Source organism: Wenzhouxiangella sp. XN79A, assembly GCF_012272825.1.
In the GTDB taxonomy this organism is placed as follows: Bacteria; Pseudomonadota; Gammaproteobacteria; order Xanthomonadales; family Wenzhouxiangellaceae.
Genome location: NZ_JAAWWS010000171.1, coordinates 15006 through 29402 on the forward strand (window position 1 = coordinate 15006; position 14397 = coordinate 29402).

The following is a 14397-nucleotide window of genomic DNA, read 5'->3' on the forward strand; positions in this document are numbered from 1 at the left end:
AAGCGGCCTCCAACAGGCCTTCGATCCGGCGCCGGAGCTGATTCGCCTGTTGGAGGGCGCTTGCGCGCGAACCGGTCGGGCCACCCTTCGCCCGCGAGCGGCCTCCAACAGGCCTTCGATCCGGCGCCGGAGCTGATTCGCCTGTTGGAGGGCGCTTGCGCGCGAACCGATCCGGCCATCCTTCGCCCGCGAGCGGCCTCCAACAGGCCTTCGATCGGGCGTTCCGCTCGCTTCGCCTGTTGGAGGGCGCTTGCGCGCGAACCGATCCGGCCACCCTTCGCCCGCGAGCGGCCTCCAACAGGCCTTCGGTCGGGCGTTCCGCTCGCTTCGCCTGTTGGAGGGCGCTTGCGCGCGAACCGGTCGGGCCACCCTTCGCCCGCAAGCGGCCTCCAACAGGCCTTCGATCCGGCGCCGGTGCTGATTCGCCTGTTGGAGGGCGCTTGCGCGCGAACCGATCCGGCCACCCTTCGCCCGCAAGCGGCCTCCAACAGGCTTGCGGCCGGTGGCGGGGCATCGAATCGTGGCCACGAGTTCGATCGACCGGAACCCTTCGAACCCCGTATGATCCAAGCCCTCCCCCCGATCGATGAGAACCGATGATGCACAGACGTTTGAATCTGCTGGTCCTGGCCTTGCTCGTCGCAGCCGCGCCGATGGCGATGGCCCAGGACGGCTCCGAAAACGAGCGCACCCCGCTGACCGCCGAGGTCCTCTGGAAGATGGACCGTGTCGGCGCGCCGGTGATTTCGCCGGACGCGCGCTACGTGGTTGCCCCGGTCACCGCCTACGACGTCAAGACCGACGAGGCCGAGACCCGGCTGTACCTGCTCTCGCCCGACGGCGGGTTGCAGCGCCCGCTCACCGCCGCCGGCTCGAGCGCCGGGTCGCCGGTGTTCTCGCCGGACGGCACGAAGCTGGCCTTCACCTCGAAGCGGGCCGAGAACGACGCCGCGCAACTCTACGTGCTGCCGATGGATGCACCGGGCGAAGCCGTCCAGGTCGGCGAGGTGCCGACCGGTGTGGGCGGCCTGAAGTGGGTCGGCGAGCACATCCATTTCGTTTCCTCGGTCTGGCCGGGCAAGAGCTGGGAAGAAATGACCGAGCAGCTCGAGGCCGACAAGGACGATCACGTCTCGGCCCACGAGTGGACGGCGATGCCCTACTCGTTCTTCGACCGCTACCTCGACGAAGACCGCCAGATGCACGTCTTCCGCATTCCGGCCGAAGGCGGCGAGGTCGAAGCGCTGACGGTCGGCACCGGTCTGGAGCTGCCGCGCGGCTCGGGCGGCGGCTCCGACTACGACGTCTCGCCGGACGGCACGCTGCTGGCCTTCGTCGCCGACTCGAGCACCGAGGGCGTGATCGAGAACAACGACGTGTTCCTGCTCGAGATCGGCAGCGACGAGGCCCGCAACCTCACGCAGGGCAACGCGGCCAGCGACTTCAATCCGATGTTCTCGCCCGACGGCACGATGCTGGCCTTCAACCGCCAGCACATCGTCGGGTTCTACGGCGACACCCGTTCGCTGATGATCCACGAGCTGGCCACGGACCGTACGCGCGTGATCCACGCCGACTGGGACCGCTCCGCCGACGGTCTGGTCTGGGCGCCGGACTCGGCCGGCCTGTTCGGGGCGATCGACGATGCCGGCACGCGGCGCGTCTACTTCCTGTCGCTCGGCGACACGGACCCGGTGGCGCTGACCGATGCGACCGACTACGTCAATCTCGACATCGCCGCGGACGGCACGCTGATCGGTACCAACGTCAGCTTCCTGTACCCGCCGCGGGTGGTCCGACTGGACCTGGAGAACGAGGCGGTGATCCGGCTGGATACCTTCAACGACGAGATCCTGGCCGACGTCGACCTGGGCAGCTACGAGTCGGTGACCTACGAGGGTGCCGAGGGTGCGGAGATCCAGATGTGGGTCCACTATCCGCCGGGCTTCGATCCGGAGCAGCAGTACCCGCTGTTCCTGCTGATCCACGGCGGGCCGCACGGTGCGATCACCGACACCTTCCACTTCCGCTGGAACGCGCAGACCTTCGCCTCGTGGGGCTACGTGACCGCCTGGCACAACTTCCACGGATCGAGCGGCTTCGGCCAGGACTTCACCGACGCGATCAACCCGGACTGGATCACCAAGCCGTATGAAGACACGATTGCCGCGGCCGAGTGGTTCATGGACAAGCCGTGGATCGACAGCGAGCGGATGGTCGCCGGCGGCGGCAGCTACGGCGGCTACCTGTCGTCGATCCTGCTCGGCCGCGAACACCCGTTCAACGCACTGGTGATCCACGCCGCGGTCTACGACCTCTACGCCCAGACTTCGGCCGATTTCGCGGTGCACTCCGAGCGCTTCGGTCCGTACTGGGAAAACCCGGAGATGTATCGGACGCTGTCGCCGCACGAATACGCCGACCGCTTCGAGACCCCCAGCCTGGTGATCCACGGCCAGCACGACCTGCGCGTGCCGGTGGGCCAGGGCTTTTCGCTGTTCCGGGCGCTGCAGACCCGCGGGGTGGAATCGAAGCTGATCTACTACCCCGACGAGAATCACTGGATTCTCAAGCCCAACAACTCGCTGCACTGGTACGGCGCGGTGCGCGACTGGGTCGAGCGCTTCGCCGAGCCGGGACCGCAGTAGGCGCCGGTCAGCCGGTCAAGCGCGACGACGGGCCGGCCCCTGCGCCGGCCCGTTTCGTTTCAGACAAGTCCGCTCAGGCCGCTTCGGCCCGGGCCAGCGCCGAGGCTTCCTCGGCCGCACCGGTGTCGTCGCGCAACGCCGGCAGGCCGCGGATCATGTCGGCGGCCTTCTCGGCGATCATGATGGTCGGAGCGTTGGTGTTGCCGCCGATCAGGGTCGGCATGATCGAGGCGTCGATGACGCGCAGACCGTCGATTCCGTTGACCCGCAGTTGCGGGTCGACGACGGCGTCGGCATCGCTGCCCATCCGGCAGGTGCCGACGGGGTGGTAGATCGATTCGGCCTTGTTGCGGATGAATTCCAGCAGGCCCGAACGATCGGTCACGTCGTTGCCGGGGTGGATCTCGTGGGCCCGGAACGGCCGGAACGCCGGCTGGGCCAGGATCTCGCGCGAGACCCGCAGGCATTCCAGCATCATCTCGACGTCCTCGGCTTCCGACAGGTAGTTGGCGTGGATCGCCGGCGCCGTTCGCGGGTCGTCGTTCTTCAGGGCGATGTGGCCGCGGCTCTCGGGCCGCAGGTTGCAGGCGTGCAGGCTGTAGCCGTCGCCCGGCAGTCGATTCCGGCCGTGGTCGTCGAGCAGGGCGGGCACGAAGTGGAACTGGATGTCGGGCCGGGGCCGCGCACTGCGGCCGCTGGCAACGAAGCCGCCGGCCTCGGCGATGTTGGACGTGCCGATGCCTTCCCGATACAGGAAATAGCGCAGGCCGACCATCAACTCGTTGAGGTGATCGTAGGTCACCGGCAGCAGGCAGCGGGTCAGCGTCATGACGTCGAGGTGATCCTGCAGATTGCGACCCACACCCGGTCGATCGAGCGCCACCTTGACCCCGGCCTGTTCCAGCATCGCCGCCGGGCCGATGCCCGAAAGCATCAGCAGCTGCGGGCTGTTGATCGCGCCGCCGCAGAGCAGCACCTCCCGCTCGGCGCGCGCATAGCAGGTGCGGCCGTATCTCCGGTAGACGATGCCGTTGGCCTGGTGGCCGTGCAGCTGGATCTTCGTGGTCAGCGCGCCGGTGCGCACGGTCAGGTTGGGCCGCGAGCGGATCGGCTTCAGGTAGCCACGCGCGGTCGAGCAGCGTCGGCCGTCGCGCTGGGTGACCTGGTAGAGGCCGAACCCGCGCTGGACCGGGCCGTTGAAGTCGACGTTGCGGAAGTACTCGGCCTGCTGGGCGGCCTGGATGAACACCGGGCTCAGGTCGTTGACGTGGCCCAGGTCGGCCACGCCGAGCGGGCCGCCCTGGCCGTGGAACTCCGATGCACCGCGCTGCTGGTCCTCGCTGCGCCGGAAGTACGGCAGCACGTCGGCAAAGCCCCAGCCGGGATTGCCGGAATCGCGCCAGTCGTCGTAGTCCGAAGCGTGGCCGCGGATGTAGCACATCGCGTTGATCGAACTGGATCCGCCGAGCACCTTGCCGCGCGGCCAGTACAGCCGGCGATTGTTGAGGTTGGGCTCGGGCTCGGTCTCGTAGCCCCAGTTCACCGACTTGAACTTGACCAGCTGGGCCAGCCCGGCCGGCATGTGGATGAACGGGTTCCAGTCGCGCGGACCGGCCTCGAGCAAGAGCACGCGACAGTCCGGGTCCTCGGTCAGGCGATGGGCCATCACGCAGCCGGCCGAACCGGCGCCGACGATGATGTAGTCGTAGGTTTCACTCATTCCGGAGTCTCCAGCGCCCCGGGTGATCGATGGGTCGATCGTCCCGGCGAGCGATCGCATTGGGCCCGGTTCCGCCCCTTTTCCAGGCGATCTGTGGGAACCGGGTTCGGCGTTCACCCCGAAGCACCGAAATCACTCTCCGGAGACGCTCGCACGCGAATGCGCAGACGAACGCTCCGAACCGGCAATACGATACCGCACCCGGCGTGCGAAGAGGCCGATCGCGCGCTGTGACTTTCGGCACTCCTTCACATTCGTGATGTCAAATATGCTGACCGGGCGCTCGTTGCGCGACTAGCGTCCACGTCCACTCTGACCCCCGATCCAGCAGGAGCGCCCCATGCCGTTGACCCGACTCGGTCTCAGCAATCCGACGGCCGTTGCGGTGGCGTGCATCCTGCTTGTGATCTTCGGCCTGATCAGCCTGGCCCGGCTGCCGGTGCAGATGACGCCGAGCATCGACCGCCCGAGCATCACGATCACCACCGGCTGGCGCGCGGCCGCGCCGCAGGAAGTCGAATCCGAAATCGTCGAGCCCCAGGAAGAGCAGCTGCGCGACGTGCCCGGCCTGGTCCGGATGACCTCCGAGGCCTCGCAGGGCCGCGGACGGGTCAGCCTGGAGTTCGGCATCGGTGCCGACATGAACCGGGCCCTGATCGACGTCATCAACCGGCTGAACCAGGTCCAGCGCTATCCGACCGACGTGTCCGAGCCCACGGTGAACGTCGGCGCCGCATCGTACGAGGAAGCGGTGGCCTGGTTCGCGATCATGCCGGTCGAGGGCAATACGCGGCCGATCCACGAATACCAGGACTTCGTCGCCGACGTGATCCAGGAGCGGATCGAACGCATCCCGGGCGTGTCCTCGGCCGCACCGATCGGCGGACGCTCCTACGAGGTCCGGATCACCTTCGACCCGTACCGGGCCGCGGCGATCGGCGTCGACCTGACCCGGATCGGCCTGCAGCTCGGCCAGAACAACGACGTCTCCGGCGGCTTCGAGTCGGTCGGCCGACGCCAGTACACGATGCGCTTTGCCGGCCAGTACGACGTCGAGGACCTCCAGAACCTGGTCCTCGAGTGGCGCGACGGTCGACCGGTCTACCTCGGCGACGTGGCCACCGTCGAGCGCACCCTGGCCGACTTCAGCGGCGCGGTGACCCAGAACGCCAATCCATCGATCGCGATGAACGTCGGCGCCGAGCCCGGCGCCAACGTCGTGCGCGTACTGACCGACGTCAAGGCCGTGGTCGCCGAACTGCACGAAACCCACCTCGACCCGGCCGGGCTGCAGATGGTCCAGACCTCCGACGACACGATCTACATCAACCAGTCGGTCCGGATGGTCGTGACCAACCTGGTGCTCGGCATGCTGCTGGCCACCGGCGTGCTGTGGTGGTTCTTCCGCCGGTTCCGGGCCACGATGATGGTCGCCGCCGCGATTCCGCTGTGCCTGTGCTTCGCGTTCCTGGTGCTCGACAGCACCGGTCGCTCGTTGAACGTGATCTCGCTGGCCGGCCTGGCCTTCGCCACCGGCATGGTGCTCGACGCCGCGATCGTGGTGCTCGAGAACATCGTCCGTCAGCGCGAACAGGGCCGCGAAGCGAAGGAAGCGGCCGGCCGCGGTGCCGGCCAGGTCTGGGGCGCGCTGCTGGCCTCGACGGCCACCACCGTGGCGATCTTCATTCCCGTGCTGTTCCTGCAGGACGAAGCCGGCCAGCTGTTCGCCGACCTGGCGGTGGTGATTTCGGCGGCCGTCATCGCGTCGTTGCTGGTCGCGATTGTAGTGATCCCGGCGGCCAGCTACCGGCTGCTCGCCGAGCGCCGCATGGAAGACCGCCACGTCTCGTGGTGGCGCGACGCGGCCGATCTCGTCATGCGGCTGACCGACACGCCGCGCCGCCGCTGGAGCTGGATCGGGGGGCTGACCGTCATCCCGCTGATCGTCGGCGCGCTGCTGATCCCGCCGGCCGACTACCTGCCCCAAGGCAACCAGAATTCGATCTTCGGCTTCGTTCTCTCGCCCCCGGGGATGGGGCCGGAGACGGTCAAGACCGAGATCATCGACGTCATCAACGACCGGGTCCGTCCCTACGTGCAGGGCGAGAAGGAACCGGCCATCTCCGACATCTTCGTCGGCCAGTTCGGCAGCGGCATCTTCATGGGCCTGAGCGCCGCCGACCCCGACCGGATCGACGAGGTGCTCGAGGTCGCCAACCGCGAGGTCCTCGCCGGCTTTCCGGACACCTTCGGCCAGGCCACGCAGCGGCCGATCTTCGGCGGACGCGGCGGCCGGGTCATCGAGGTCGACCTGCAGGCCGGCGACTTCGAAGACCTGCTCGAGGCCGGCCAGGTCGGCTTCGGCGTGATCCAGCAGGTCCTGCCCGGTGCCAGCACCCGGCCCGAACCGGACCTGGAGCTGGCCGAGCCGGAGCTGAGGCTGATCCCGAACGACCGACGCATCGCCGAGCTGGGCTTCACGCGCGGCGATGTAGCGACGATCATCCGGTCCTTCGGCGACGGCGCGTTTCTCGGCGAATACTTCGACGGCGACCAGCGCCTGAACGTGATCCTGCGCGGCGAGCGCTGGAGCACGCCGGAAGAACTGATGTCGATGCCGATCGCCACGCCGTCGGGCCGCCTGGCCACGCTCGGCGAACTGGCCACGCTGGAGCGCACCGCCGGCCCGAACCAGATCCGCCGGGTCGACCGCAAGCGCACGTTGACCCTGCGCGTGACGCCGCCGCCGGGCATGCCGATGGAAGTGGCGCTGGAAACGCTGCGCACCGAGGCCGAACCGGCCATCCGGGCCGCGCTACCGCCCGACGGCGTGATCATCTACCGCGGTACGGCCGAGGCCCTCGGCGAGACACTGCGCAACCTGTCGGGCAGTTTCGTATTGGCCATCGTGATCCTGTACCTGCTGATCACCGCGCTGTTCCGCTCGTTCCGCGACTCGCTGCTGGTCCTGCTGACCATCCCGATGGCCACGATCGGCGGCATCGTCGCGCTGCGGCTGGTCGACCTGGTCTTCGGCCAGGCGATGGACATGCTGACCATGATCGGCTTCGTGATCCTGCTGGGCCTCGTCGTCAACAACGCGATCCTGCTGGTGTATCGGGCCAGAGACGGCGAGCGCGAGGGCCTGGACCGGCGCGAGGCCGTGCGCCAGGCGGTCGGCCTGCGACTGCGCCCGATCCTGATGTCGACCTTCACCAGCCTGTTCGGCATGCTGCCGCTGCTGTTGCTGCCCGGCGCGGGGACCGAACTCTACCGTGGCCTCGCTGCCGTCATCGTCGGCGGCCTGGCGGTCAGCACGCTGTTCACGCTGGTGCTGCTGCCCAGCCTGCTGCGCATCAACGAAGACGCCGCGCCGGCCGCTTTCCGCGACGCCCGGCCCGCAACGGCATGATGCCGAGGACGCCCTGCATGACCCGAATCCGCATCCTGTCGATCACCCTGCTGGCCATGCTGGCCGGCCCCGCAAGCGCCCAGTGGGGCGGCGCCGCGCCGGTCGAGATCGAGCCCGCGCGCTTGGTCACCATGGCGCCGACCATGCAGGTGGCCGGCACCGTGCTGTCGCGCTCCGACGCAGTGCTGTCGGCCGAGGTCCAGGGCCGGCTGATCGAGGTCGCCGAAGTCGGCACTCGGGCCGAGCCCGGCGACGTGATCGCGCGGATCGAGGACACCGCGCTGAGGCTGCGGGCCCGCGAACTCGAGGGCGAGATCGCCCGGGTCGAGGCCCGGCTGTCGTTCCTCGACGCCGAGCTGTCCCGCGTCCAGCGCCTGGCCGAGAGCAATCTGGCCGCCGTCACCCAGATCGAGCAGACCCGTTCGGATCGCGACGTCGCCTCCAGCGAGCTCGAGATCGCCCGCGCCCGGCTGGCCCAGGTGCAGGACGAGCTTGACCGAACCCGGATCACCGCGCCGTTCCCCGGCGTGGTCGTCGAGCGGCGGGTGCAGGCCGGCGAGCGGGTCGCGGAAGGTACCGATGTCGTCCGCCTGGTCGACCCGAACCACCTCGAAGTCGTCGCCCGCGCCCCGCTGGCCTACTACCGCTACGTCCAACCCGGCGACGAGCTGGCCATCGTGCTCGGCGAGGACGAGCAGATTCCGGCGCCGCTGCGCACCGTGGTCAGCGTCGGCGACGAATTCAACCACGTCTTCGAGCTGCGGCTGGACGTCGACGAGCCTTTGCCGGTCGGCCAGACCGTGCGCGTGACCATCCCGACCGCCGACGTGCGCGAAGTGCTGGCCGTGCCGCGCGATGCGCTGGTGCTGCGCGGCGACGGCACGTCGATCTTCATCGTCGACGCCGACAACAAGGCCAAGCGGATCCGCGTGGTCACCGGCATCGGCTCGGCCGACCTGATCGAAGTCCGCGGGCCGATCAACGACGGCGACCGCGTGATCGTGCGCGGCAACGAACGCCTGCGCCCCGATCAGGACGTCGAGATCATCGAGGGCACCGCGACCGGCCCGGCCTCGGGCGGCACGCCGGCCTCGGCCTGAGGCCGCCTCCCCGGGCCGCCCGGTTCCGTCGTTCTCGCCGCGCTCGGGCCGGCCCCGGTCAGAACCGCTGGACGTAGCGCAGGTAGCCCAGGCGGCCGTAGCCGTCGTACAGCGCGAAGTTGAATCCCGCCGGTTCTCCACGATCCAGCACCGGATCGCGATCGGTCAGGTTGTCGATGCCGATCGCCACATCGGCATTCCACGGCGCGGACCAGCGCAGCTGGACGTCGTGAGTGGTCCAGCTGGGGAGTGCGCCGGAGCCGTCGAGCGCCAGGTCCTGGCCGTCGATGTGGTTCACGATCCAGGTCAGGTCGAAGTCGCGCCAGTCGATGTTCGTCTGCCACCGCCCGCGCCAGTCGGGACGGCCGGCTTCTCCCGCCCGATCGGCGCCGTCGTCGATGCGATACCGTTCGATCCAGGTCGCATCGATCGCGCTGGAGACCCCGACCTCGCCGATCCGCCACCGCCCGGCCAGGCGCGCGTCGATGCCGCGCGTTTCGATCCGGCCGAACCCGACCAGGCCGGTCTGGATGTAGCGGATCAGGCCCGAGGGGTCGCGCGCGACGCCGAGGCCGGCCGACGGATCGGGCGGCATGTCGACCGGATCGAGCGTGGCCAGCCCGCCCGGGCAGTTCCCGCCGGTGCCGTTCAGGCAGTCGATGATCCGTTGATCGCCGAGCCGCACCAGGCGATCCTCGATCCGGATGTCGAACGCGCTCACGGCCAGTTCGAAGCCCTCGAGCGGCGAATAGCGCAGACCGAGATCGATCTGCTCGATCGACTCCGGTCCGAGGTCGGGGTTGCGGACGTCGAAACGCGGGAAGGCAATCCCGCAGCCCGGCGGCAGCCCGAGCGCCTCGCAACTGCGGTCGTCGGTCGGCGGACCGACCTGGAACCCGCCGCCCGGCGGGCCGTCCGGACCCTGGCGCAGCGGTTCCGCCCGAAGGCTCCGGCTCCAGGCCGCGTGGAACCCGAGCCGGTCCAGCAGGCGCCAGTCCACCGCCAACCGTGCCGATGTGCCGCTGCCGGTGTAGTCGTAGTCGTCCCAGCGAACCGCCGCCAGCGCATCGAGGCGCTCGGTCACCGGCAGCGTCAGCTCACCGAAGGCCGCCCACAGTCCGCGTTCGCCGAAATACGGCTGCGCGGTGCTGCCGGTCACCACGCCTGCGCTGCGCAGCGCATCGGGCCGGTCGTCGAAGCGTTCGTCGCGCAACTCCACCCCGATCAGACCGCGGGCCGTGCCGCCCGGCAGATCGAGCAGGTCGGTCGCGATCGAGCCGTGCAGCGAGCGCAACAGGTAGTTCGCATCGCGGGCCCCGGTCGCTTCGAACGACTCGAGCACGTCGTCGGACGTGCCGGAAGGGTCGTAGAGGTTGTAGGCGCCCGCATCGATGGCCGCCTGCGCGAGCTGCGAAAGAACGAGGTTGTCGATCCGCTCGTCGTGCTGGATTTCGGCCCGGTGCGCGCTCAATGACACATCGAAACGGCCGATCCGGCCGCGCGCGTCCAGCGACACGGCGTATTGGACCGCCTCGGACTCGGCGTCCCGCGATCCGTTGGCCGCGAAGCGGTGCAGGTTCAAAAGCGGCTCGTCGGCCACGCCGGCATAGTCCTGCCAGGCCGGATTCAGTCCGCCGGCCGACGGCGGCGTGGCGGGGTGATTCGGGCTGCCCGGCTGCAGTGCGACCGCGCCGAACCCGTTGGCCGGCCACGGCGACGAGGCCACGGCGGACCGCGGCTGGAACGTCTCGAGGCGGCCGACGCGCGCGTCGAGTCCGATCGTCCAGTCGTCGCCGACCCGGTAGCGGGCGTTGGCGAACAGCGATTCGTTGCGCGTCGCGACCTCGTCGGCCGCGTCCAGCGCCAGGTCGTACCGGCACAGTCCGTCCACGATCGAGAAACCGGCACCGCGGCAGCCCTCCTCGTTGGCGGCGCCGTCGCCGAGGAACGCGAAGCCGCGGGTCAGGAAGTTGTTGGCGAAGATCGACGTGTCCCCGTCCGACCACGCCCGATCCCGTGCGAACACGATCTCGCGCTCGTCGTAGCTCGCACCGACCACGATCGATCCGCGCTCACCGCCGACGCCGGCCAGCACCGAGGCCCCTTCCACCTCGCCGCCCTCGCGCTCGCTCCAGGAGGTGCCGGCCGAGGCCTCGACGCCGCGAAATTCATCGCGGGTGACGATGTTGACCACGCCGCCCATGGCATTCATGCCGTGGATCGCCCCGGCGCCGGACGGCAGGATCTCGATGCGCTCGACCATCGCCAGCGGAATCAGGTTCAGGTTGCTGCCCGTGGCGGTATCCGGCGCGATGGCTTCGCGCTTTCCGTTGACCAGGACCAGCGTGCGCTCGGTGCCCAGCCCGCGAAGATCGACGCCGGCGTAGGTCTGCGCATCGGTCCCGAAGCGCGGCCGCGGCGAACCCGTGCTGTTCAGCGGCAGATCGCGAAGCAGCTCGGCCAGCGAGAATTTGCCCGACCCCTCGATCATCTCGCGATCGATGACCTGCAGCGTCGACGTCGCAGCGGCGCTGTCGAGGCGCGACGCCGTATCGGCGGCATGCGCGGCGACCGAGAGCAGGAGACTCGCCGATGCGGCCAGGCCGACGGCTGGAAGCGTGCAGACTCGATTCATTTCGTAGCGATCCCGGTCCTGTGGATTCGATCCCGGGACCCCCGTGCCCCGGCCAACGCAGACCGACACTACCCGAAACCCTACCCCCTGCCAAGTTACGGTCGTCCCGTCGCTCGCAGGCCGCGCCCGTCCGTCACCTGCAATCTGCGACACTCCCGCCATGGAACTCTGGATTTCAGCCGGTCTCTGCGCCGCCACGATGTTCGCCCTCTGGCTCTGGCAGCGCGGCTCCGGCCGGGCCGATTGGGTCGACGTCGCCTGGGCGGCGTTGATCGGTGTGCAGGTGCTGTACTTCGCGATCGTCGGCGACGGTGCCATCGAGAAGCGCGTGCTCGCGGTCGTCGTGGCCTGCACCTGGTCCTTCCGGCTGACCTGGCACCTGTCCGTCCGCCTGGCCGGCCACGACGAAGAGGACGGCCGCTACAAGGCCATGCGCGAAGCCTTCAACGAGAAGGTCGACTTCGGCTTCCTGCTGTTCTACGCCGCCCAGGCGCTGGTCGCCTGGCTGTTCGCGCTGCCGGCTTGGGTCGTGGCCAACGATCCGTCCAGCGACTGGACGATCCTGGTCTTCGCCGGCCTTGCCTTCTGGATCGTCTCGCTGGTCGGCGAATCGATCGCCGACCGTCAACTGGCCGCGTTCAAGGCCGACCCGGACAACAAGGGCAAGGTCTGCGACCGAGGCCTGTGGAAGTACTCGCGCCACCCGAACTACTTCTTCGAGTGGCTGCACTGGTTTTCCTACCCGCTGATCGCCTGGGGCGCGCCGAACCACTGGGTCGCGTGGCTGGGCCCGATCGTCATGCTGCTGTTCCTGTACCGCGTCAGCGGCATCCCCTACACGGAGAAGCAGTCGATCAAGTCGCGCGGCGAAGCCTATCGTGACTATCAGGAACGCGTCTCGGCGTTCTTTCCCTGGCCGCCGAAGGACTGAGCGAACCGGCTTCAACAGGCTTCGAAGAAATCGCTTCGGACACCCTCATCGCACGACCGAGGACGATCCGCTCCATCTCGTCGACGTGCTCGTGGCCGGTAAAACCCCGCGGCGTGACCGCCAGCTGGGCGGCCGCCCAGGCAGGCGTCATGCCCAGCAGCCACTGCTGCCAGACCGAGCCCCAGTGGTTCCCGTCGCGCCGCTGGCCCCAGGCCCAGGCGTCGAAGCCGGTGCGCGACTCGATCAGGCCGTTCTCATTGACGTGGCAGTGCTAGTCATAGCCCCGGCAGAACCAAATCTCTCAGACCGTTCCGAAAAAGACCCGGCGCCGGAGGTCGCGGAGGCGGCATAATCGAAGTCGCTGGACACCCCGATTGTGGGGAAATTACTCAACTTAAACACGCGGAAAGCTTGGCTGCGATGCATAAAACAAGACCTGATACTCCTCTAGCGCCAGCCTCCTTGCCACCGTAGCGGACTCCGCTACAGTGGCGAGGCTGACCAAGCACGAGGAGGCTGGCCATGACACTGTACTGCGGGATTGACTTGCATTCAAACAATCAGATGGTTGTAGTGATCGACGATCGCGACAGACGACTGCTGGAGCGTCGCGTGCCGAACGATCTCGATGCGACATTGAACGCGCTTGCGCCTTTCAAGGCGGATCTGCTGGCGGTAGCGGTGGAGTCGACCTACAACTGGTACTGGCTGGTCGACGGATTGAGCGACCATGGATACTCAACGCAACTGGTGAACACGGCAAAGGTCGAGCAGTACTCGGGCTTGAAGTACTCCGACGATCAGCATGACGCATTCTGGCTGGCACACCTGATGCGACTCGGCATTCTACCGACCGGTTATATCTGCCCACGGGAGATCCGCGAGGTTCGGGACCTGTTGCGCAAGCGGCTCGGCCTGGTGCGTGAGCGCGCCCGCAACTTGACTTCGGTCCAGAACATTCTGGCTCGGGAGTTGGGACACCGGGTTCCGACGTCAAAGGTACGCGGCGTTCTGGATGCTGACGAACGGTTCCGGCCGGCAGTGCGCACATCAATTGCGGCCAACTTGGCGGTGATCGAGACGCTGGACACGGTGATTGCCGGCATCCAGACGCAAGTGCTGGGCGCGATCCAGCCCACGCAACGCTACCAACAACTCAAGACGCTGTGCGGCGTCGGCGATGTGCTGGCGCCGACGATTGCGCTGGAGACCGGTGAAATCGAGCGATTCAAGTCAGTGGGCAACTACAGCTCGTACTGCCGGGTCGTCGAAAGCCGGCGCGAGAGCAACGAGCGCAAGAAAGGCGCAGGCAACAAGAAGTGCGGCAACCGCTATCTGGCCTGGGCGTTCTCCGAGGCCGCCCACTTCGCGGTGCGCTATAACGACCGGGCGCGGCGGTTCTTCGACCGCAAGGCAGCCCGGCGCAACCGAATGGTGGCGATCCGGGCAGTCGCGCACAAGCTGGCGCGGGCGGCCTACTTTGTCCAGCGCGACCGGGTTCCGTTCGACGCAGCCCGATTGTTTGGTTAACGATCATGGCGCGGAGCCCGACCGAGGGGTTGGTTCAAGCCATAGACCCTGATTGGACCGCGCCATGATCGACCCAAGGAAATGACCGATTTTCAACAACGCGCCCGGCGTTCGAGCCAGTCACGGGTTGGCGACGAAAGTCAGCCACAGATTCTGAACTGGACCCAAATGGACGGACTGCCGGTACCGAGCTGTTTCTGGGGCATCACAGATGCCAGGGGCCGATCAAAACCGTTGTCACGACAACCGATCCGGCCTTGATCTCGATGGGTGACTGGAGCGCGTTTCTCAAAGCGCATCCGAACCACTGAAAAGCAGGGCGCGCGGCTGTTGGAAACCGGTCAGATGAAACCGGAACGGGCGGAAAAATCGCCACAGGCGACCACTGCCTATTGACAGGGCTGGGGCTAATGGGTGACCC

At 67.9% G+C, this 14397-nt stretch carries 7 protein-coding genes; 5 read left to right on the top strand and 2 right to left on the bottom strand.

Annotation, left to right across the window (positions count from 1 at the left end):
• Positions 1–596: 596 nt before the first annotated feature.
• Entirely contained in the window at positions 597–2648 is a 2052-nt protein-coding gene (locus HFP89_RS15705) for a S9 family peptidase (protein ID WP_240956480.1), read from the top strand.
• Between the two features lie 73 nt (positions 2649–2721).
• On the opposite strand, the gene HFP89_RS15710 is transcribed toward HFP89_RS15705, so the two are convergent.
• Positions 2722–4368: a choline dehydrogenase gene (locus HFP89_RS15710; RefSeq protein ID WP_168718630.1), complete on the bottom strand. Its 1647-nt coding sequence runs from the start codon at positions 4366–4368 to the stop codon at positions 2722–2724.
• A 340-nt stretch (positions 4369–4708) separates the two neighbouring features.
• Between HFP89_RS15710 and HFP89_RS15715 the strand changes: the two genes are divergently transcribed.
• Entirely contained in the window at positions 4709–7780 is a 3072-nt protein-coding gene (locus tag HFP89_RS15715) for an efflux RND transporter permease subunit (protein ID WP_168718631.1), read from the top strand.
• 17 nt (positions 7781–7797) lie between these two features.
• Positions 7798–8880 carry an efflux RND transporter periplasmic adaptor subunit gene (locus tag HFP89_RS15720; protein WP_168718632.1) on the top strand — a complete coding sequence of 361 codons (1083 nt, stop codon included), beginning with the start codon at positions 7798–7800 and terminating at the stop codon, positions 8878–8880.
• 58 nt (positions 8881–8938) lie between these two features.
• Here HFP89_RS15720 and HFP89_RS15725 read toward each other — a convergent pair whose 3' ends face one another.
• Positions 8939–11515, bottom strand: a complete 2577-nt coding sequence (locus tag HFP89_RS15725) for a TonB-dependent receptor (protein WP_168718633.1) — start codon at positions 11513–11515, stop codon at positions 8939–8941.
• 160 nt (positions 11516–11675) lie between these two features.
• On the opposite strand from HFP89_RS15725, the gene HFP89_RS15730 reads away from it, so the two are divergent.
• Both HFP89_RS15730 and HFP89_RS15735 read left to right on the top strand, forming a co-directional pair.
• A complete protein-coding gene (locus HFP89_RS15730) occupies positions 11676–12446 on the top strand; it encodes a DUF1295 domain-containing protein (protein WP_168718634.1) in 771 nt (256 codons plus the stop codon).
• Positions 12447–12968: 522 nt separating this feature from the next.
• A complete protein-coding gene (locus HFP89_RS15735; RefSeq protein ID WP_168716753.1) occupies positions 12969–13976 on the top strand; it encodes an IS110 family transposase in 1008 nt (335 codons plus the stop codon).
• Positions 13977–14397: the final 421 nt, after the last annotated feature.

What these genes read in the sequence shown, in the direction of transcription:
- HFP89_RS15705 (WP_240956480.1), top strand. Translation starts at nt 597, where the DNA reads ATGATGCACAGACGTTTGAATCTGCTGGTCCTGGCCTTGCTCGTCGCA.
- HFP89_RS15710 (WP_168718630.1), bottom strand. Translation starts at nt 4,368, where the DNA reads ATGAGTGAAACCTACGACTACATCATCGTCGGCGCCGGTTCGGCCGGC.
- HFP89_RS15715 (WP_168718631.1), top strand. Translation starts at nt 4,709, where the DNA reads ATGCCGTTGACCCGACTCGGTCTCAGCAATCCGACGGCCGTTGCGGTG.
- HFP89_RS15720 (WP_168718632.1), top strand. Translation starts at nt 7,798, where the DNA reads ATGACCCGAATCCGCATCCTGTCGATCACCCTGCTGGCCATGCTGGCC.
- HFP89_RS15725 (WP_168718633.1), bottom strand. Translation starts at nt 11,515, where the DNA reads ATGAATCGAGTCTGCACGCTTCCAGCCGTCGGCCTGGCCGCATCGGCG.
- HFP89_RS15730 (WP_168718634.1), top strand. Translation starts at nt 11,676, where the DNA reads ATGGAACTCTGGATTTCAGCCGGTCTCTGCGCCGCCACGATGTTCGCC.
- HFP89_RS15735 (WP_168716753.1), top strand. Translation starts at nt 12,969, where the DNA reads ATGACACTGTACTGCGGGATTGACTTGCATTCAAACAATCAGATGGTT.